General features: G+C 69.7%; 18 protein-coding genes and 1 pseudogene. 11 read left to right on the top strand and 8 right to left on the bottom strand.

The window, feature by feature from the left end:
* The first annotated feature begins 14 nt into the window (after nt 1–14).
* The 3 genes from OG226_RS45255 to OG226_RS45245 all read left to right on the top strand — a co-directional run bounded on the left by OG226_RS45255 (nt 15) and on the right by OG226_RS45245 (nt 3819).
* Nucleotides 15–1757, top strand: a complete 1743-nt coding sequence (locus OG226_RS45255; RefSeq protein ID WP_328685327.1) for a SulP family inorganic anion transporter — start codon at nt 15–17, stop codon at nt 1755–1757.
* 365 nt (nt 1758–2122) lie between these two features.
* Nucleotides 2123–2974 (top strand): alpha/beta hydrolase, encoded by an 852-nt coding sequence (locus OG226_RS45250; RefSeq protein ID WP_329352382.1) that lies wholly within the window; start codon nt 2123–2125, stop codon nt 2972–2974.
* Between the two features lie 185 nt (nt 2975–3159).
* On the top strand, nt 3160–3819 hold the full coding sequence (locus tag OG226_RS45245) for an MSMEG_1061 family FMN-dependent PPOX-type flavoprotein (RefSeq protein WP_328685325.1): 660 nt from the start codon (nt 3160–3162) through the stop codon (nt 3817–3819).
* Nucleotides 3820–4061: 242 nt separating this feature from the next.
* Here OG226_RS45245 and OG226_RS45240 read toward each other — a convergent pair whose 3' ends face one another.
* A complete protein-coding gene (locus OG226_RS45240; protein ID WP_328685324.1) occupies nt 4062–4784 on the bottom strand; it encodes a dienelactone hydrolase family protein in 723 nt (240 codons plus the stop codon).
* Between the two features lie 181 nt (nt 4785–4965).
* Entirely contained in the window at nt 4966–5697 is a 732-nt protein-coding gene (locus tag OG226_RS45235) for an MgtC/SapB family protein (RefSeq protein ID WP_328685323.1), read from the bottom strand.
* 234 nt (nt 5698–5931) lie between these two features.
* On the opposite strand from OG226_RS45235, the gene OG226_RS45230 reads away from it, so the two are divergent.
* The 6 genes from OG226_RS45230 (at nt 5932) to OG226_RS45205 (ending at nt 11888) form a co-directional block, all read left to right on the top strand.
* Nucleotides 5932–6504, top strand: a complete 573-nt coding sequence (locus OG226_RS45230) for a dihydrofolate reductase family protein (RefSeq protein ID WP_328685322.1) — start codon at nt 5932–5934, stop codon at nt 6502–6504.
* A gap of 206 nt (nt 6505–6710) precedes the next feature.
* Nucleotides 6711–9446, top strand: coding sequence for a ricin-type beta-trefoil lectin domain protein (locus tag OG226_RS45225; protein WP_443067027.1), 2736 nt, complete (start codon nt 6711–6713; stop codon nt 9444–9446).
* Nucleotides 9447–9569: 123 nt separating this feature from the next.
* On the top strand, nt 9570–10025 hold the full coding sequence (locus OG226_RS45220; protein WP_328685320.1) for an RpiB/LacA/LacB family sugar-phosphate isomerase: 456 nt from the start codon (nt 9570–9572) through the stop codon (nt 10023–10025).
* 187 nt (nt 10026–10212) lie between these two features.
* A complete protein-coding gene (locus tag OG226_RS45215; protein ID WP_078652406.1) occupies nt 10213–10383 on the top strand; it encodes a hydrophobic protein in 171 nt (56 codons plus the stop codon).
* Nucleotides 10384–10432: 49 nt separating this feature from the next.
* Nucleotides 10433–10783, top strand: coding sequence for a PRC-barrel domain-containing protein (locus tag OG226_RS45210; RefSeq protein ID WP_328685319.1), 351 nt, complete (start codon nt 10433–10435; stop codon nt 10781–10783).
* 169 nt (nt 10784–10952) lie between these two features.
* Nucleotides 10953–11888, top strand: a complete 936-nt coding sequence (locus OG226_RS45205) for an anti-sigma factor RsbA family regulatory protein (RefSeq protein WP_329352379.1) — start codon at nt 10953–10955, stop codon at nt 11886–11888.
* Between the two features lie 4 nt (nt 11889–11892).
* Here the strand turns inward: OG226_RS45205 and OG226_RS45200 are convergent, their stop codons facing one another.
* The 6 genes and pseudogenes from OG226_RS45200 to OG226_RS45175 form a co-directional block, all read right to left on the bottom strand.
* Nucleotides 11893–12255, bottom strand: a complete 363-nt coding sequence (locus tag OG226_RS45200) for an STAS domain-containing protein (protein ID WP_328685317.1) — start codon at nt 12253–12255, stop codon at nt 11893–11895.
* Nucleotides 12252–13547 carry a PP2C family protein-serine/threonine phosphatase gene (locus OG226_RS45195; RefSeq protein WP_328685316.1) on the bottom strand — a complete coding sequence of 432 codons (1296 nt, stop codon included), beginning with the start codon at nt 13545–13547 and terminating at the stop codon, nt 12252–12254. Before OG226_RS45195 ends, OG226_RS45200 begins: the two co-directional genes overlap by 4 nt.
* Nucleotides 13547–14356, bottom strand: coding sequence for an alpha/beta fold hydrolase (locus OG226_RS45190; RefSeq protein WP_328685315.1), 810 nt, complete (start codon nt 14354–14356; stop codon nt 13547–13549). Before OG226_RS45190 ends, OG226_RS45195 begins: the two co-directional genes overlap by 1 nt.
* A 79-nt stretch (nt 14357–14435) precedes the next feature.
* On the bottom strand, nt 14436–14882 hold the full coding sequence (locus OG226_RS45185) for a hypothetical protein (RefSeq protein ID WP_328685314.1): 447 nt from the start codon (nt 14880–14882) through the stop codon (nt 14436–14438).
* 52 nt (nt 14883–14934) lie between these two features.
* Nucleotides 14935–15684: an RNA polymerase sigma factor SigF gene (locus OG226_RS45180; protein ID WP_328686612.1), complete on the bottom strand. Its 750-nt coding sequence runs from the start codon at nt 15682–15684 to the stop codon at nt 14935–14937.
* Nucleotides 15685–16073: 389 nt separating this feature from the next.
* Nucleotides 16074–16870 (bottom strand): annotated as a pseudogene (locus tag OG226_RS45175) (DUF1206 domain-containing protein).
* A gap of 239 nt (nt 16871–17109) precedes the next feature.
* Between OG226_RS45175 and dacB the strand changes: the two are divergent.
* Together dacB and OG226_RS45165 are read left to right on the top strand one after the other, a co-directional pair.
* Nucleotides 17110–18441 (top strand): D-alanyl-D-alanine carboxypeptidase/D-alanyl-D-alanine endopeptidase, encoded by a 1332-nt coding sequence (gene dacB, locus OG226_RS45170; RefSeq protein ID WP_328685312.1) that lies wholly within the window; start codon nt 17110–17112, stop codon nt 18439–18441.
* Nucleotides 18442–18663: 222 nt separating this feature from the next.
* A complete protein-coding gene (locus tag OG226_RS45165; protein ID WP_328685311.1) occupies nt 18664–18951 on the top strand; it encodes a DUF6355 family natural product biosynthesis protein in 288 nt (95 codons plus the stop codon).
* Nucleotides 18952–18977 lie beyond the last annotated feature (26 nt).

Here is an 18977-nt window from a genome sequence, read left to right as displayed (position 1 = left end):
GATCGAGGAGCACCATGTCCCCCAGCCCGGGCGGGCGCGTCCTGAACTGGCGACGCCTGACGCCCGGAATCGCCGCGCTGGCCGGATACCGGCGCGCCTGGCTGCGCGGCGACCTGCTCGCCGGAGTCACGGTCGCCGCGTACCTCGTCCCGCAGGTGATGGCGTACGCCGGGGTGGCCGGCCTCCCGCCGGTCGCGGGCCTGTGGGCGATCCTCCCCGCACTCGCGCTCTACGCCGTCCTCGGCTCGTCCCGGCTCCTCTCGGTCGGCCCCGAGTCGACGACCGCGCTGATGACGGCGACGGTCGTAGGTCCGCTCGCCGCAGGCGACCCGGCCCGCTACGCCACCCTCGCCGCCGCCCTCGCGGTGACGGTCGGCCTGCTCTGCCTCGTCGCATGGGCGGTACGCCTCGGCTTCGTCGCCGATCTCCTCTCCCGCCCGGTCCTGATCGGCTACTTGGCGGGCGTGGCCCTGATCATGATCGTGGACCAACTCCCCAAGCTCACCGGGGTGTCGACGACGGGCTCGGCGTTCTTCCCCCAACTCTGGTCGTTCCTGAGCCACTTGGATCAACTCCACGCGCCCACAGTCCTGTTCGCCGCCGTCACGCTCGCGTTCCTGTTCACGGTGGCGCGGCTGTCCCGGATGGTGCCCGGCCCGCTGCTGGCGGTGGTGCTGGGCACGGCGGCCGTGGTCGTCCTCGACCTCGACGACCGCTACGACATCAAGGTGATCGGCCATGTCCCGGCGGGACTTCCCACGATCGGCCTGCCCGACCTCACCCAACTCCCCCACCTGGTACTGCCCGCGCTGGGTGTCCTGCTGGTCGCCTACACCGACTTCATCCTCACCGCCCGCGCCTTCACCGGCGGCGCCGAGGACGACGGTCCCGGTCTGGACGCCGACCAGGAGTTCCTGGCGCTGGGCGCGGCCAACCTCGGCGCCGGTGTCCTCCACGGCTTCCCGGTGAGCAGCAGTGCCAGCCGCACCGCGCTCGCCTCCTCGTCCGGCGCCCGCAGCCAGGCGTACTCACTGATCGCCGGAGCGCTCGTCCTCTCGGTCCTCCTCTTCCTGAGCCCCCTGCTCTCCCGCACCCCCTCGGCGGTCCTCGGCGCCCTCGTCGTCTACGCCGCCGTCCGCATGATCGACCTCACCGGCTTCCACCGCCTGGCCACCTTCCGCCGCCGCGAACTCCTCCTCGCCCTGGGCTGTTTGACCGGAGTACTGGCCCTGGACATCCTCTACGGCGTGATCGTCGCCGTGGGCCTGTCGGTGGCCGAACTCCTCACCCGGGTGGCCCGTCCGCACGACGCCGTCGAGGGCCTGGTCCCCGGTGTCGCCGGCATGCACGACGTGGACGACTATCCGCAGGCCCGCACGATCCCCGGCCTGCTCGTCTACCGCTACGACTCCCCCCTCTTCTTCGCCAACGCGGAGAACTTCCGCCGCCGCGCCCTGGCCGCCGTAGCCCAACAGACCGTCCCCGTCCGCTGGTTCGTCCTCAACGCCGAGGCCAACGTGGAGGTCGACATCACCGCCCTCGACGCGGTCGACGAACTCCGCCGCGAACTCGCCCACCGGGGCGTCGTGTTCGCCCTCGCCCGAGTCAAGCAGGACCTCCTGGCAGACCTGGAGGCGTACGGCCTGGTGGAGTCCGTCGGCACGGACCACATCTTCCCGACCTTGCCCACGGCTGTGGCCGCGTACCGGGAGTGGAGCGGTGTGCCTGGTGAGGGGGCGGCGGGGACGGTGGCGTAGCGCCAGTTTCCGTCGTGGGGCCGGAGGTTGGGCACGCGGCACGCGGCGGGGGCGGTTCCCTGTATCCGTCGTAGAACCGGATCGCCAGCCGCACGTAGGCGGCGCTCGACCCACTACTGAAGGCAACGGCCGGGCGGCCGACCCCGGCATCTAGGTCACATTGCCGATGCCACCGCGAAAGCGCTCCTCGTAGGGTCCATGACATGCCACACCGATGAAGCCGCCCGTGCGCGGCTGAGCCCGCCGACCGAGCCGAACTCCTACGGCGACCTGTTCAGTTGGCGCCCGCCGCCCTCGCACAGCAGCTCGGCGGCGAGCGCTTCGTCAGCCCTCCCCTTTCCCCATCTCCATGCCTGAGGAGTCCCATGAGTTCCGATGTTTCCCGCCGGCGGGTACTGGCCGCCGGAGCGGCGCTGGCCGGGTCGGCGGCGCTGATCGCCGGCGCCGAAGGAACGGCCGGCGCGGCGACGGCCACAACTGGCAACCGTGAGGAGAAGTCCGAGGTGAAGCCCACGATCGTTCTGGTGCATGGCGGATACGCCGATTCGTCCTGCTGGAACGCCACCATCGGGGAGTTGCAGGACAAGGGCTACACCACGGTCTGCGCGGCGAACCCGCTGCGGGGCATTCCGACCGACGCCCCGTACGTCACGAGTCTGCTGGACTCCATCAGCGGACCGGTCGTGCTGGTCGCGCACTCCATGGGCGGCACGGTCATCACGAACGCCGCCGCCGGGAAGTCCAACGTCAAGGCGTTGGTCTACATCGCGGCGTTCGTGCCCGACGTGGGCGAGACCCAGGGCGAGCTCATCACCAAGTTCCCCGGCAGCGAGGTCGGACCGGTCAGCGTGCCGGTCCCGTACACGAAGGCCGACGGCACGACCGGAACCGACCTGTACCTGAGCAAGGACGGCCAGGCGGCCTTCGCCGCCGACATCTCCACCGCCGACTTCCGGGTCCTCCAGGCCACGCAGCGGCCGTTCGACGCCGATTCGTTCGTCTTCCCGACCACGGCCGCGGCCTGGAAGACGATCCCGTCGTGGGGCCTGGTGGCCGGCCAGGACAAGGCGATCCCGCCGGCGTGCGAGCGCTGGATGTACGGCCGGGCGAACGCCCGCAAGGTCGTCGAAGTCCCGCGCTCGTCCCACGTCGCGATGATCAGCCACCCCAAGGTCGTCGCCGCCCTCATCACGGACGCGGCCAGGGCGGTCAGCTGACACTCGCGGACAGTGCCCCGGTCCATGAGCAGGGACCGGGGCACGCTTCATGAGTGAGCCGGGTCCTCAGCTGAACCAACGCCACCAGGAACCGGTCAGTGCAGACCGAGCTCGCGATGCCGTCCATACGTCCCCGCGCTCACCGACCAAGGTCAATCGCAGGTCGGCTCGTTAGGCTCGGAGGCATGACGTCATCCCTTACCGGCAGCGCATTCGACTCGCTCCGCCTCGACGCCGTGCGCGACCAGGAGGCGCTGCGCCAGGTCTACGGACTCCCGCGTGACACCGCCATGCGGAAGCAGATGACCGAACTCACCGAGCAGACCAGGCAGTTGATCGGCTGCTCATCGCTGGTCCTGGTCGCCAGCACGGACACCGAGGGCAACTGTGACGTCTCCCCGCGCGGCGGCCCCGCCGGGTTCGTCGCCGTCCTGGACGCCCGGACGGTGGCGATTCCGGACGCGACCGGCAACAAGCGTCTCGACACCCTGCAGAACGTCATCGCCACCGGACGGGCCGGCCTGCTGTTCGTCATCCCAGGACGCACCACGACCCTCAGGGTGAACGGCCGCGCCTGCGTCTCCACCCACCCGGAGCTGCTGTCCCGACTGACCGCCGTGGGCAAACCGCCGGCCAGTGCACTCGTGCTCGGCATCAAGGAGGTCTACCCGCACTGTCCCAAGGCCCTCCTGCGCAGCGCGGCCTGGAAGCCGGAGCAGTGGCTGCCGACGGACGCCCAACCGACCTCCGCCGAGGTGACACTGGCCCAACTGCGCATGCCGGAGCTGACGATCGCCGACATCGAGCAGTCGGAGGCGGACTCGCTGAAGTACCGGTACGAGTAGCGGGCCGAGCCGCGCTTGCTGAACCCACCAGCCTGCCTGACACTCAGTCCGGCCCGCCCCAAGTTCACTCGCGGAGCGCCTCGTAGGACGTCGTCGTCCCTCGCGGCATGGGACCGCCTGATCGCCGCACCGACGACCGAGCGCCGCCCCGACCGCCGGTACTGCGCTGTCCAGTACCACCGCGACCGGGACGATCACGCGTCTACGGCTGCTCCAGCACCCGCCACCCCGTCAGGCCGCCCTCACTTCAAGTGCCGCCCGAAGAAGCGATCCCCGTCCTCCCGCTCGAACCACGGCGTCCCGGTGTGCCCGCCCAGATTCGCGTGCAGCGTCTTCTCCTTCGTACCGAAGGCGTCGAACAGATCCAGCGCCCGCTGCCGAGGATTCCCCTCGTCGTCCCACTGCAGCAGGAACAGCAGCGGAATGCCGACCTGCCGAGCCTCCTCACGCTGAGCGAGCGGCACATACCCCCCGGCGAAGAACCCTGCTGCCGCGATGCGCGGCTCGACGACCGCCAGCCGAATGCCGAGGGCGGTCCACCCCGAGTACCCGACCGGGCCGCTGATCTCGGGCAGCGCGAAGAGGGCGTCCAGAGCCAACCGCCATTCCGGGACCGCGTTTTCGACCAGCGGGGCGACAAGGGACTCAAAGATGTCATCGACCGGCTCACCCGCCCGCATCGCCCGGCGCAGCTCGGCGCGGGCCCGCTCGTCGGCGGCGGAGCGGGGCCGGTCACCGCACCCGGCGGCGTCGATGGTGGCCACCGCGTAGCCGTACGCCGCGGACAGTCGGGCCCGGGCCACCAGCCGGGGTTCCGCCTTGGGGAGGCCGTTGTTGTGGGCCATCAGGATCAGCGGGGCCGGTGCGGCGGATTCAGGCGTCCACAGGGTGCCGGGGATCTCGCCGAGGGTGAATTCGCGTTCGAGGACGCCGTCGTCGAGGCGCCGCTCGGAAGTGAAGTGCATGGTCGTACCTTTCGGGAGGGCTGCTCTACGGCGCTCCCGGACGACCTACCGCCCGACCGTGACCCCAGAGGGGAGCACCCATGTCAGAACTGTGTTCACGGGTACCACCTCCTCGTTCTCTCGCACGGCCTCCCGGAAAGTAGCAGTGGTCGCCGTGGTCCGCCAACGGGTTTTCGCGGCGCTACTCCTCATCACCGGCAGCCGTCAGCTCAACCTCCGTCACGCCCTCGCTCTGGAACAGCTCGGACGTCAACTGCCCGGCGTCAGCCGCCCCTTCCAGCCGCAACAACACCCGCGCCGCCGGATCGGCCCGCTCCGGCAACCGATCGACCTTGACCTCCTGAATGCGGAACCCCCTCCGCGTGCACGTCTCCATCAGCTGTGGCAGCAACGCCGTTCCGGTCCGGTAGGTCAGCCGTACCTCGAACGACCCCGCCTCGGCGCCGGGCATCATGCGGGCGAAGAGCAACGGATACCCACGTACGACGAGGAAGTGCACGGCGGTCGTGACCAGCGCGAGGATCGGCAGGCCGCCGCCGCAGGCCATGCCGACCGCGCAGGTGAGCCAGATGGTGGCGGCGGTCGTCAGCCCTCGTACCGCGTCCCGGCGTACGAAGATCAGGCCGCCGCCGATGAAACCGATCCCGGAGACGATCTGGGCCGCCACGCGGGACGGGTCGAAGGACACGTTCACCAGGCCCAGGACATTCGTGAAGCCGTGCTGGGAGACCTCCATCATCAGCGCGCTGGCGATCCCGACCAGCGTGTGCGTGCGCAGCCCGGCACTCTTCTGCTGGGCCGCGCGTTCCCAGCCGATCAGGGTCGACAGCAGCAACGCCAGCCCCAGTTCGGCGAGTTGGCGCAGCCCTTGCCCGTTGCTCACGTCCCACAACGGGACCGCCAGTCCAGCCACCCCGCACCTCCCTTCCGGCTCCTTGCCGCGACAGTGCCTCTACGCCTCTCCCCGTACGCCTCTACCCGGGTGGGCGGATCCATGCCCACCCGGCAAACTCCCCCTCACCTCCCCTCCGACAACTCACCCCTCCTTGACAATTTTTTTTGTCGGTTGGATCCTGGAGTGGCACGCACACAGGCACCACACAGCCCCACACGCAGGCCCCGCACACCAACCACCCGAGGACCCGCCATGCGCACCCTGATCAGCACCGCCTTCATCTCCCTCGACGGCGTCATGGAGGCCCCGGGCGGCGAACCCGGTTACCGGAACACCGGGTGGACCTTCAAGGAGGTCGAGTTCCTGCCCGAGTCGTTCGACATCAAGGGGCGGGAGCAGCTGGAGTCCGCCGCGATGCTGATGGGCCGGGCCAGCTACGAGGCGTTCAGTCCGGTGTGGCCGGCCATGGACGAGTTCGCGCACTACAAGACGCTGCCGAAGTACGTCGTCTCCACCACCCTCACCGACGACAAGCTCGTGTCGAACTGGGGCGAGACCACGATCCTGCGCTCCCTCGACGAGGTCGCCGCACTCAAGGAGACCGAGGGCGGCCCGATCATCGTGCACGGCAGCGCCGCCCTCAACCACGGCCTCGCGGACGCCGGCCTGGTCGACCGCTACCACCTGCTCGTCTTCCCGCTGCTGCTCGGCGCCGGAAAGCGCCTGTTCCCCGCCTCCGACAAGGACACCCAGAAGCTGAAGCTGGTCGAGCACGCCGTGTACGCCAACGGCCTGCAGCTGAACGTCCTCGACGTCGTGCGCTGACCACGCCTCGGCCGGAGCGCATCTCAACAGGTGTAGACCCTTGACTCCGATTCAACACAACTCCACACTGTCGCCCAAACCTCCACGGACAGTCAGGACGGCGTCCTCCCGCTCCTGAGAGCGCTCTCTGGGACTGTCCTCACCCCCCGCTGGAGAAGGACGACACTGTGCGAAGATTCGTGCGACACCTCCTGCCCTTATGGGTCATGGCCCTGGTCGCCGCCCTCTGCTCGGTCGGCGCGCAACCGGCCCAAGCGGCAGCGGCGGCCACCTCGATCACCGTGGACGGCGGCCAGAGCGGCCGGACGTTCGACGGGATCGGGGCGATCAGCGGCGGCGGGGGCAACTCCCGGCTGCTGCGCGACTATCCGGCCGCCCAGCAGGCGCAGATCCTGGACTACCTGTTCAAGCCGGGCTACGGCGCGAACCTCCAGTTGCTGAAACTGGAGATCGGCGGAGACGCCAACTCCACCGACGGCTCGGAACCGTCCATCGAGCACACCAAGGGACAGATCAACTGCGACGCCGGCTACGAGTTCTGGCTCGCCGAGCAGGCCAAGGCCCGTAACCCGGACATCAAGTTGTACGGTCTGGCCTGGGCCGCCCCCGGCTGGATCAGCGGCGGATTCTGGTCCACCGACACCATCAACTACCTGATCTCCTGGCTGGGTTGCGCCGAACAGCACGGTCTGACGATCAGCTACCTCGGCGGCTGGAACGAGCGCGGCCACGACGTCAACTGGTACATCCAGTTGCGGTCCGCCCTCGACAGCGCCGGATACGGCGGCGTGCAGATCGTCGGCGACGACTCGGGCTGGAGCGTCGCGGACGACATGGCGAACAACGCCGCGTTCAACAACGCCGTGTCGGTCATCGGCGCCCACTACCCCTGCGCGGGCGGCGACGGCGGCAGCGCGGACACCTGCTCCAGCACCACCGCGGCGAAGAACAACGGCAAGCCGCTGTGGGCGTCGGAGAACGGCTCACTGGACATGGACGCCGGAGCCCCCGCACTGATCCGGTCGATCGTGCGCGGATACGTGGACGCGCGCATGACCGCGTACCTCAACTGGCCACTGGTCGCGGCCATTTACCCCAACCTGCCGTACGGCACGGTCGGCCTGGCCACCGCGAACTCGCCGTGGTCCGGGAACTACGCGATCGGCGAGAACACCTGGGCGACCGCGCAGGTCACCCAATTCGCCCAGCCAGGCTGGAAGTTCATCGACTCCGCGTCGGGCTACCTCGGCGGTACCGAGTCCAACGGCACGTACGCGACCCTGAAGTCGCCGAACGGCTCCGACTACTCCACGGTCCTGGAGACCACCACCGCCACGGCGGCGCAGACGGTCAACGTTCACGTACAGGGCGGTCTTTCGACCGGTGCGGTGCACGTGTGGGCGACCCGGGTCAACAGCCCGAGCCCGTCGACCGACTTCACGCACACGCAGGACATCACCCCGACCGCCGGCTCGTACGCGCTGACGCTTCAGCCGGGTTGGATCTACACGGTCACCACGACCACCGGCCAGGGCAAGGGCACCACCACCGCGCCGGCCGCGCACGCCCTCGCGCTGCCGTACGACGACACGTTCGACAACGATGCCACCAGCACCGAGGCGACGTATCTGTCCGACATGCAGGGCTCGTTCGAGGCGCGCCCGTGTGCGGACGGCCGTAGCGGACAGTGTGTGCAGCAGGTGACGCCGGTCAGACCGATCGAGTGGCAGGACGACTCCGACGCCTTCTCGTTGCTCGGCGATCCGACGTGGGCCGACTACACCGTCAAGGCCGACGTGAACCTCCAACAGGCCGGTACGGTCGAGCTGTTGGGCCGGGCCAACACCCAGAACCGCCCGCAGAGTCACCAGGCCGCGTACCTGCTGCGGGTGAGCGACACGGGTGCCTGGTCGATCGTCAGGAGTTCGGCGGCGGGGGCCCTGACCACGCTGACCTCCGGGACCCGGTCGGCGCTCGGCACGCACGCGTGGCACACGCTCGCCCTCGGCTTCTCGGGCGACCAGATCACCGCCACGGCCGACGGCGCCAACCTCGTTACCACCAACGACAGTTCGTACTCCACTGGCCAGATCGGCATCGGTGTGGTGGGTTACCAGACCGACCAGTTCGACAACCTGTCCGTCACCGCCAACCCGCCGGGCAACCACGGCGGCATCCTCAAGGGCCGCCAGTCCGGCCTGTGCGCGGACGTCCCCGGAGCGAGCCGGACCAACGGCACCCAACTCGCCCTCTGGGACTGCAACGGCGGCGCCAACCAGTCCTGGACCCTGACGCCCGCCGGCCAACTCACCGTCTACGGCGGTGCGAAGTGCCTGGACGCCAAGGGCAGCGGCACGACGGACGGCACTCCGGTGCAGATCTACGACTGCACCACCTCGGCGGCCCAGAAGTGGACCGTGAACAGCGACGGCACGGTGGTCAACCCCACCTCGGGCAAGTGCCTGGACGCGACGGCCGGAGCCACCACCCCCGGCACCCTGCTGGAGCTCTGGTCCTGCACCGGCGGCACCAACCAGAGCTGGCTGCGCGGCGCGGTCCCGGCACCTCTCAAGGGGCAGGAGTCCGGCCGCTGCGTCGACGTCCCCGGCGCGAACCAGACCAACGGCACCCAGCCCGCCCTCTGGGACTGCAACGGCGGCACGAACCAGACGTGGACGTCCACGACCACCAACCAACTGTCCGTCTACGACTCCAAGTGCCTTGAGGTCACGGGCGGCGCCACCGCCGACGGCAGTCCGGTGGAGATCTGGGACTGCGGCAGTTCCGCGGCCCAGCAGTGGCGGGTGCGTTCCGACGGCAGTGTCGTCAACGTGGGCTCCGGCAAGTGCCTGGACGCGGTCGGCCACGGCACGGCCAACAGCACGGCGCTGGAGATCTGGACCTGCACGGGCGGCGCGAACCAGATCTGGCGCCGGTCCTAGCATCGCCGGCTTCCGCCGGGTCGTGGACGAGTAGGACCTCTCCTGCCCACGGTCCGGCGACAGCCTCGCCACACACACGTTCCGAGCTGGCACCTCGCTGATCCGCTGAGTAGCCTGCGATCCATGCGGATCTCTGTTTCCTCGGACATGGACGAACCTGTGGCCCGTTCCCTCGTCGCGGAGTTGCGCGACCGGGGCCACGAGGTGGTGACGCACGGGGCGTTGCGTCCCGGGGACGACCCGCGGTGGGCGGTCTGCTCGGAGGCGGCGGCCCGCGAGGTCGCGACCGGGACGTCGGACCAGGCGGTCGTGTGCTGCTGGACCGGCACGGGCGCGTCGATCGCCGCGAACAAGGTGCCTGGCGTACGGGCGGCCCTGTGCACGGACGCCTACACGGCGGACGGCGCCCGCCGCTGGAACGACGCCAACGTACTCGCCCTCAGCCTGCGGTTGACGTCCGAGCCCCTGCTCAAGGAGATCCTCGACGCCTGGTTCACCGCGGAGGCCAGCGAGGACGCCGACGACCGGGAGAACGTGTCCCGCATCGGACACCTCGACCTGAACAGGCCTGCTCTGTAGGCGAGTTCGAGCGGCCAGGCTCTGTCGTCCGCCTCGTCCGCGAGCACCAGCGCGTTCGCACCGTTGTCGCCGCCGGCCACCGCACAGTGTCGGATCGCCCTCGAACGGCGCACCGGGCATTTTTTGTTTCCTCCCTGCGCATGAATCATTTCCGCAAGGGCACTAGGACGCCTGGAGGTCGATACATATGTTTCCCCTGATCCTTGTTCTTCTCCTGGCACTGCTGCTTTTCGGTGCGGGATTCGCCATCAAAATTCTTTGGTGGGTCGCAATCGTCGTTCTCGTCCTGTGGCTGCTGGGATTTGTCGCCCGTTCGACGGGTTCCGGTGGTACCCGAGGGCGTTGGTACCGCTGGTAGGAGATAAATCACCGATCTCGAAATTCACTCACCATAAAGCGAGGTTTACATGGCGGACAACATGTGGGACTACCAGGCCGAGTCGGGTCACCAGACCGGTACGGATCTGACCGGATTCAAGGTCGAGGCGAGTGACGGCTCGATCGGCAAGGTGGACAAGCACTCCGAGGACGTCGGGGCCATGTACATCGTCGTGGACACCGGTGTGTGGATCTTCGGCAAGCACGTGCTGCTGCCCGTCGGGACGATCGCGTCCATCGACGTCGCGGAGCGGACGATCCACGTCGGCCGTACGAAGGAAGAGATCAAGAACTCCCCGGAGTTCGACAAGGACAAGCACCCCGGTGACGCCGGGTACCACGAGCAGGTCGGCGGCTATTACGGGCACCCCCGCGCCTGATCGGCATTCGTGGCTCGACAGGGTGGTGGGCACCGGCACTTCTGCCGGTGCCCACCACCCTGTCGTGCTACCCCCGTAGACTGCTGGGGCGGTGACCGCCGTCCTCCTTGTCACCGCGTGCCGTGGACATGTCCTGGCCCGGCCCGACAAGGATCGAGGTGGCGGCGCGATGAGTACGTCCACCGACGGTGCACCGTTCGCGCATCCCGCGCTGTTCTACCGGGGCGAGGAGCAGTACACGGCCGGTACGGTGCCCTTCGTGCGGGCGGGGCTGGCCGCCGGAGAGGCCGTCGCGGTCGCCGTTCCCGGCCCGCATCTCGAACTGATCAGGGCCGGACTCGGATCGAGCGGCGCCGATGTGCGGTTCCTCGACATGACCGAGGTCGGGCGCAATCCGGGGCGGATCATCCCCGGCGTGCTGCGGGCTTTCGCCGACGCCCATGCCGACAGCGGCGGCCGGGTGCGGGTCGTCGGGGAGCCGATCTGGCCCGGCCGGACCGCCGTCGAGTACCCGGCGTGCGTCCAGCACGAGGCGCTGATCAACTCCGCGTTCCGGGATCGCGAGGTGACGATCCTCTGCCCGTACGACGCGGACCGGCTGGAGCCCGACGTGCTCGCCGACGCCCGCGTCACCCACCCGGTCGTCATCGACGAAGGCGCCCAACTCCCCAGTTCCGCCTACGATCCGCAGCGCGCGATCGCCCGCTACAACGAACCGCTCCCCCACCCGCCGGGCGCCGCGTCCATCGCGTTCGACGCGGGAGAACTCCCCAAGTCCCGTTATTTCGCTGTCCAGGAGGCCGAGCGGCTGGGCCTGGCGGGCCTACGGCTGCAGGATCTGACGCTGGCCGTCGCGGAGTTGACCACCAACAGCGTGCTGCACGGCGGCGGTTCGGGGACGCTGCGGATCTGGGCGGAGGACGAGCGGATCGTCTGCGAGGTGCACGACCACGGCCGGCTGACGGACCCGCTGGCCGGCCGGCGCCCGCCGTCACGTGACCAACCCGGCGGACGAGGGCTGCTGTTGGTGCACTACGTCGCCGATCTCGTCCGCGTCCATACGGCTGCGGACGGCACAACCATCCGTTTCTACCTGGCCCGTTGACGCTTCAGGGTCGGGTCGCCGGAGGTGTCCAGGCCGCTTCCGCGTCCTGAGCGGTGGGATGGGTCGGGAAGACCTGGTCGAGGCCGACCATGTGGAAGATGCGGCTGATGTGACCCGGGACCGCCGCCAGCGCGATGCCCGCCCGGGCGGCGAGGGCGTGGTTGCGGGCCGCGAGCAGGGCGGTGATGCCGCTGGAGTCGCAGAACGTGACGCCGGCCAGGTCGACGACGAGTTGCTGGCCGTCCGACAGCGCCAGCCGGGGCAGGAGTTCACGCACCCGGGGGAAGCTGTCGTAGTCGAGTTCTCCGGTGAGTTCGACGACGGGTCCTGCGGGCGTGGTCCGGGTGCGGATGGCCAGTTGGGTCACGGCTGCTCTTCGCTGGTGGGTCGGGGCACGTTGATGGCGAGGACGGCGGTGTCGTCGTCGACGCCGGTACCGAAGGTGTCGAGCAGGTCGCGGATCGCGGCGACGGCGGCGAAGGCGGTGGTGGGAGCCAGGGCGCGGGCGAAGTCGAGGAGGGCGTCGTCGCCGTATCGGTCGGCGCCCCTGGTGTGGGCCGAGCGGGCTTCGGTGAGCCCGTCCGTGTGGAGCAGCAGGGTGTCGCCCGCCGCCAGGTGGACGGTGGCGGTGGCTATATGGGCGTCGGGCAGCACGCCGATGAGCTGTCCTCCGGGGGTGTGCACATGGTCGGCGCTGCCGTCCGCGCGCAGGAGCAGCGCCGGCGGGTGGCCGCCGCTGGCCAGGGTGATGCGGAAGCCGCCGCGGTCGCCCTCGGGGGTCAGCAGTCCGAACACGACGGTGCAGAACCGCGGGTCGTGGCCGTTGTACTCGTGGTTGAGGACGGTGTTGAGGTTGCTCAGCACGGCGGCCGGGTCGGGGTCGTAGACGGCGGCGGCCCGCAGCGTGTAGCGGGCCAGCGAGGTGACGGCGGCCGCCGCCGCGCCCTTGCCGCACACGTCCCCGAGGAACAGCCCCCAGGTCCCGGCGGAGAGGGGGAAGAGGTCGTAGAAGTCGCCGCCGACCATGTCGGTGGAGGCGACGTGGTAATGCGCGGCGACGTCAAGTCCTGGCACGTTCACGAGAGTTGGGGGCAACAGGGTCTGCTGGAGGGTGGCGTTGAGGCGCTTGAGTTCCTCCTGTTCGTGTTCTGCCTGCTGTCGGGCGCGCAGCAGTTCCGTCTCGTAGGCGCGGCGGTCGCGGGCGTCGAAGACGGTGGTGCGGATGAGCAGCGGATGACCGTCGCCACCGGTCTTGACGGTGGAGGTGACCAGCACGGGCAGCCGGCTGCCGTCGGTCGCCTTGAGTTCGAGGGCGATCCCGCTGACCTCCCCCTGCATGCGCAGCAGCGGGCCGAAGTGGGTCTCGTGGTAGAGCCGGCCACCCACGGTCAGCAGGTCGGAGAAGGTCCTACGGCCCACCAGGTCCCCGTGGTCGTAGCCGAGCCAGTCGAGCAGTGTCGTGTTGATCTTCGCGATGGTGCCGTCGAGCAGCGTGGAGAGGTAGCCGCACGGCGCGTGTTCGTACAGGTCCTCGACGCTGTCCTCAAGGAGCGCGGAGAACGCCGCGTGGTCGTCACCGGGCTGTTTGCCGGGCGGTTTCCCGTGGGATCTCTCGGGCGGCCGATGGTCGCCGCTCTCGCTGTCGCCGCTCGCACCCATCAGCGCACGGACTCGACGAAGTCGGTGATCGCGGCGGCCGTTTCCTCCGGGGCGGCGAGCTGCGGGCAGTGCCCGGTCGCGCTCAGGGTGACCAGCCGGCTGCCCGGGATCCGGTCCCGTACGAAGGCTCCGACCTCCGGGGGCGCGATCGCGTCGACGGAACACTGGGCGACCAGCGTGGGCACGGTCACCTCGGCGAGGTCGGCGCGGTTGTCGGAGAGGAACGTGACGCGGGCGAAGACGCGGGCGATGTCGGGGTCGGCGCGGCAGAAGCTGTTGGTCAACTCCTCGCCCAGTTCCGGGCGTTCGGGGTTGCCCATGATCACAGGTGCCATGGCGCCCGACCAGCCCAGGTAGTTGGCGTCCAGCGATTCCAGCAGTTCGTCGATGTCCTCTGCGCTGAACCCGCCGCGATAGCCGGTGGCCGGGTCGTCGACGAAGCACGGCGAGGGGGCCAGGAGCACCAGACCGGCGAACGCCTCCGGCTCGCGTGCGGCGGCCAGGACGCCCATCATCGCGCTCACGGAGTGCCCCACGAACGTCACCGGGCCGAGCGCCAGTTCACGGCAGATCTCCAGCACGTCATCGGTGTAGCCGTCCAGCGTGGAGTAGCGCTCCGGGCTCCAGACGGACAGATCGGAGCGGCCGGCGCCCACATGGTCGAAGAGCACCACGGTGAAGTCGCGTTCCAGGAGCGGTACCACCAGCCGCCACATGTGCTGGTCGCACCCGAAGCCGTGCGCCAGCATCACGACCGGCCCACCGGCCCGGCCCGACACCGTCACATGGTTCCTGCTCCGCATACGCATGCGGCACATCCTCACAGACCGCTTCCTTCTCCGCCCACCGCGCCCACCCTGTACCGACGCCTCCGATGCCTACGGCGCCTCAGGGCTGCTTCGGCTTGCCCAGGGACCAGCCGGACACGTCCGTGAGCCGGCCGCGCCACAAGGGCATGACGGCGGTTCCGCCCCCACCGGCGACTCCGGTGGCGTCGCGCAGATGGATCCACTGCGGCAGCCGTTGCGGGCCGGGTCCTCCCTGCCTGTCCTCGACCACCTCGTCCACCTGCTGCGGGAACCGCTCCAGCAGCTGGGCGCCGGTGCCGTCCATCCCGTGCAGGCTGCGTGCCCAGTCGGTGGTCCAGGCCTCGTGGGAGATCAGGTCGCCGTAGAGGAAGACGCCTCCGACGGTGAGCGTGATGGGCAGGGCCGCCTCGGCGTCCTGGCCGATCAGCCGTACCAGCATCTGGAGTTGGAGGTCGGGCACGGGCTCGGTCACGATCGGTGCGGCGGGCTGGTGCAGGGGATCGTGGTCGGTGCTCGTGGTGCTCATGCGGGGTGATCCTTTCGGTGCCGCGCGAGGGGAGGACTGTCGGGCGGGCGGATCACGTGGGCAGAAGGCCGGTGCGCAGCTTGGCGAGGGTGCGGTTGAGCAGGCGGGAGATGTGCATCTGCGAGAGGTTCAGCTCGCGGCCGATCTCCGCCTGGGTCAGCTCCTGGCCGAAGCGCATCTCGATGATGATCCGCTCCCGCTCGTCGAGCTGCTGCAGCAGCGGGGCGAGCGTGTGCAGGTCCTCGAACAGCTCCAGTGCCGGATCGTCGTCGCCCATCGTGTCCGCGTACTTCGGCGCGCTGTCGGACTCGTCGTCACCGCTCGGGGTGTCGATGGATCCGGCGACATAGCCGTTCGCGGCGACCAGGCCCTCGATGATCTCGTCCTCGGTCAGCTCCAGGTGGGCGGCGAGTTCCTTCACCGTAGGGGTACGGCCCAGCTCGGTGCCGAGGGTCTCCTTGCTCTTCGCGAGGTCGACCCGGAGTTCCTGGAGGCGGCGCGGGACGTGCACGGCCCAGGTGGTGTCGCGGAAGAAGCGCTTGATCTCGCCGAGTATGTAGGGGATCGCGAAGGAGGTGAACTCGACCTCGCGCGACAGGTCGAAGCGGTCGATGGCCTTGATCAGACCGATCGTGCCGACCTGGATGACGTCCTCCATGTCACCGCTGCCCCGGTTGCGGAACCGGCGCGCGGCGAAGGACACCAGCGACAGGTTCATCTCGATCAGCGTGTTCCGCGCGTACTGGTACTCCTGGGTGCCCTCCTCCAGCTCCTGCAGCCGGTCGAGGAAGATCCGGGACATCGCCCGGGCGTCCTTGGGAGCGACCTTGGCCCCGTCCTCGATCCACGGGAGGTCGTCCACGACATCCGGTGCTCCCGCGCTGACAGGAGCAGTTGCTTCGAGAGCCTTCACGGAGGAAGCCACGGTGCCGCCTTAACTGGAGAACAGGACGAACGTCGCGTGCCCCCTTCGGGCACAACCATGTCTCCCCGGACCTCACAATTCCGCACCCGGCCCAAAAAGCCTGCCCCCTCGGGCTCAACCGACTCGGGAAACCCACGCGGTTTCACACACTTCGCGGTTCCTTCACACCCCTTCGGCCGTTCTACGACGCTGCCGTGCGCGGGGTCGCGGCCGGACGGCCGGGTGCCGCGCCGCCGGGTCACGGCCGGGTGCCGCGCCGCCGGGGTTCACAGGCGGCGCCGGCATGCCGAGGCGAACGAGAAGCCGCCGAACAGGACGAGCCCGGTGGCGACGGCGACCAGCAGCCACGGCCCCGCCGGAGTGTGCGCGAAGGTACGCAGGGTGCCGTCCATGCCCTTGGCCTGGTGGGGGTCGAAGCCGATGGCGGCCACCAGCGCGAACACACCCGCCCCGGCGAACACGACACCGCGCGCGGCACCGCCGCCCACGCCCAGGCCGGTGACGGCCTGCCGTACCCGGGGGCTCATCCTCCCGGTATCCAGCCGCCGCAGGAAGCGCCGCGTCACCGCGCGCACGGCGAGGGTCGCGCCGACCCCGATCAGGACGCAGCCGACGATCCCCACCAGCACCTGGCCGCCCGGGAGTTTCAACGCCGAGGCGGTCCAGTCCTGCGACTTGGCGTCGCTGCCGGACGACCCGCCGGTCCCGGCGGCGAAGGAGGCCGTACCCCAGCAGACGAAGCCGTAGAACACGGCACGGCCCCCGTCCAGCAGGCGCGAACCGACCTTGTTCTTCGGCCCGTTCGCGAGCAGCGCCTGGGAGGCCGCGCAGCCCTTCGGGAAGGTGATGCTGTGGATGCTCGTCGTCGGCTTCGGCTGCATGGCGATCTGGCGGGCCGCAGGGCGAGCGCGCCCACCAGGACGTACACGACACCGCGTGCGACGAACCCGGCGCGCCCTGTGACGGACAGCGCCCGCTTCTCCTCGGCCTCTCCCGGTGTGTGGCTCCGGGCGGTCGAACTCGCCCTCCGGAACCCCCACTTGTGCGTGCGCGACGAGGTCATGATGCCTCTCCTCGGGGCACTGGACGAGCCGAGAAGCGGTCGCGCGGTACGCGTCCACCACTGTCGCGTGCCCCCGGCGCAGGCTTCGATGTGCGTAGCGGGGGACGCCTCGTCGTGCGTCGCGGGGACGGCCTCGTCCGATCGCGCCGCATAGGCCACTCACAGCTGTTATTTTCCTTTCCAAGATCCCCGGATCTTCTGTCCCCTCCCCCACCCACACACCCCGCGGCGAGGCCCCCATGCCCAACTCCCCCTCCGTAGACGGCGCGAGCGGACGTCACCGCAAGAGCAGGACGATGAGTCCGGCGCTCCGCCGCGCCGCCGTCATAGCGGTGACCGCCCCCGTCGCCGGGACGATCCTGTTCGGCAGCTCCGCCTTCGCCGCCGAGAAGACCGTCTCCACCACGGCCGCCACGCTCGACACCGCCGAGCAGAAGATCGCGGACAACCTCAACACCCGTGTCCAGGACGTCCGTCTGGGCAGCACGCTCAGCGGCGTCGTGATCGACTCGGAGTCCAAGAAGGCCGTATGGGGCCACGACGCGACCACGGCGCTGATGCCGGCGTCGAACACCAAACTCGCCACGTCGACCGCCGCGTTGACGATCCTCGGCCCCGATCACCGCTTCACCACGAAGGTCGTCTACGGCAACGGCACCCTCACCCTGGTCGGTGGCGGGGACCGCACCCTGACCACCGCCGACCTCACCGCGATGGCCACAACTGCCGTGGCGGGCCTGAAGAACGCGGGCCTGACCACGGTGAAGGTGACGGTGGACGACAGCCTCTTCCCCGCGCCCACCCTCGCGACCGGCTGGAACGACGGCTACTACCCCGACTCCATAGCCCCCGTACGGGCGTTGGTGGTCGACGGCCGCCACGTCACGGACACGTCCCTGGACGCCGGCCAGATCTTCGCGAAGCTCCTCGCCCGGCAGGGTGTCACCGTCACCGGAAGCGTCGCCCACGGCACCGCCGCCACCGCAGCCGTCCCCGTGGCCCAGCACGAGTCCGGCACGCTGTCGTCCATCGTGGAGCACATGCTCAAGGTGAGTGACAACGATATCGCCGAGACCCTGCTCCGGAGCACCGCGCTGGCCGCCGGCCGCCCGGCCACCTTCGAGGACGGCACGGCCGTCGTCCGCCAAGTCCTCACCCAGTACGGCGTATCCCTGGCCAACTTCGAGATCCACGACGGCAGCGGCCTCTCCCGCTCCAACCGCATCCCGGCCCAGACGATCGCCGACATCCTCGACGTGGCCGACGACCCCGCCAACGCCCAGACCCTGAAGTACATCGTCGACGGCCTTCCCGTCGCGGGCGAGGCGGGCTCCACCCTGGGCCCCGAGTGGGGCCGCTTCGACACCGCGGACTCCCAGTGCGCCGTCGGCAAGGTCAGCGCCAAGACAGGCACGCTCACCGGCGCGATCGCCCTGAGCGGCCTGACCAAGGCCGACGACGGCCGCTGGAAGATCTTCTCGTTCATCGAGAACAACTCGACGGCCGCGCCGGACGCGACCAAGGATGCGCTTGACGGGCTCGCGGCCACGGTGAACGGATGCTGGGCGTAGGCGCCCGGCCCAGCCCACACTGACCGGTTCCGGGCATCAGCGGCCTATGCGGCCCCGGTGCCGGAACCATCCGGTCGACGTAGCGACAAATCGTTTCGCCGGGTGACCGAGGCGGCTTACGACCGGCCGCGCAGGTCGGTGCGGCAATCCTGGAACGGCTGTCGTCCCGCTCGGCAGCGACAGTCCTTCCAGGACTGCCCCTTCCCTGGCCAAGGAGTTCCTTTGCGCTTTCGTCGTACGGTGATCAGCGCCCTCGGGTCCGCCGCGCTCGTGCTCGGCTCGCTCGGCGGGGTGGCCGCCGCGAGTTCCGCGGCGGCCGGGCCCTGCGGGTTCTACGAGACCGGGTCGGACGCCTTCTACCGGCACTGCACGACCGACGGTTCGCGGGTCGTCATCAAGGTCGAGGTCGCCCGCGCACGCGACTACGAGCGGTGCGTCGCGCACGGTACGACCTGGCTGGGCTCCGCCCGTGAGATCCAGGGCGCCCACTACACCGGGCGCACCTGCTGACATCGATCGTCGTGCTGCCCGGTGAC

This window comes from Streptomyces sp. NBC_01261 (genome assembly GCF_036226385.1).
Taxonomy (GTDB): domain Bacteria; phylum Actinomycetota; class Actinomycetes; order Streptomycetales; family Streptomycetaceae; genus Streptomyces.
This window is presented reverse-complemented; position numbering and strand designations above follow the sequence as displayed.

Excerpts from the sequence above, each read along its gene's own strand:
- OG226_RS45255 (WP_328685327.1), top strand. The coding sequence starts at position 15 with ATGTCCCCCAGCCCGGGCGGGCGCGTCCTGAACTGGCGACGCCTGACG.
- OG226_RS45250 (WP_329352382.1), top strand. The coding sequence starts at position 2,123 with ATGAGTTCCGATGTTTCCCGCCGGCGGGTACTGGCCGCCGGAGCGGCG.
- OG226_RS45245 (WP_328685325.1), top strand. The coding sequence starts at position 3,160 with ATGACGTCATCCCTTACCGGCAGCGCATTCGACTCGCTCCGCCTCGAC.
- OG226_RS45240 (WP_328685324.1), bottom strand. The coding sequence starts at position 4,784 with ATGCACTTCACTTCCGAGCGGCGCCTCGACGACGGCGTCCTCGAACGC.
- OG226_RS45230 (WP_328685322.1), top strand. The coding sequence starts at position 5,932 with ATGCGCACCCTGATCAGCACCGCCTTCATCTCCCTCGACGGCGTCATG.
- OG226_RS45225 (WP_443067027.1), top strand. The coding sequence starts at position 6,711 with ATGGCCCTGGTCGCCGCCCTCTGCTCGGTCGGCGCGCAACCGGCCCAA.
- OG226_RS45220 (WP_328685320.1), top strand. The coding sequence starts at position 9,570 with ATGCGGATCTCTGTTTCCTCGGACATGGACGAACCTGTGGCCCGTTCC.
- OG226_RS45215 (WP_078652406.1), top strand. The coding sequence starts at position 10,213 with ATGTTTCCCCTGATCCTTGTTCTTCTCCTGGCACTGCTGCTTTTCGGT.
- OG226_RS45210 (WP_328685319.1), top strand. The coding sequence starts at position 10,433 with ATGGCGGACAACATGTGGGACTACCAGGCCGAGTCGGGTCACCAGACC.
- OG226_RS45205 (WP_329352379.1), top strand. The coding sequence starts at position 10,953 with ATGAGTACGTCCACCGACGGTGCACCGTTCGCGCATCCCGCGCTGTTC.
- OG226_RS45195 (WP_328685316.1), bottom strand. The coding sequence starts at position 13,547 with ATGGGTGCGAGCGGCGACAGCGAGAGCGGCGACCATCGGCCGCCCGAG.
- OG226_RS45190 (WP_328685315.1), bottom strand. The coding sequence starts at position 14,356 with ATGCGTATGCGGAGCAGGAACCATGTGACGGTGTCGGGCCGGGCCGGT.
- OG226_RS45185 (WP_328685314.1), bottom strand. The coding sequence starts at position 14,882 with ATGAGCACCACGAGCACCGACCACGATCCCCTGCACCAGCCCGCCGCA.
- OG226_RS45180 (WP_328686612.1), bottom strand. The coding sequence starts at position 15,684 with ATGTCCCGGATCTTCCTCGACCGGCTGCAGGAGCTGGAGGAGGGCACC.
- dacB (WP_328685312.1), top strand. The coding sequence starts at position 17,110 with ATGCCCAACTCCCCCTCCGTAGACGGCGCGAGCGGACGTCACCGCAAG.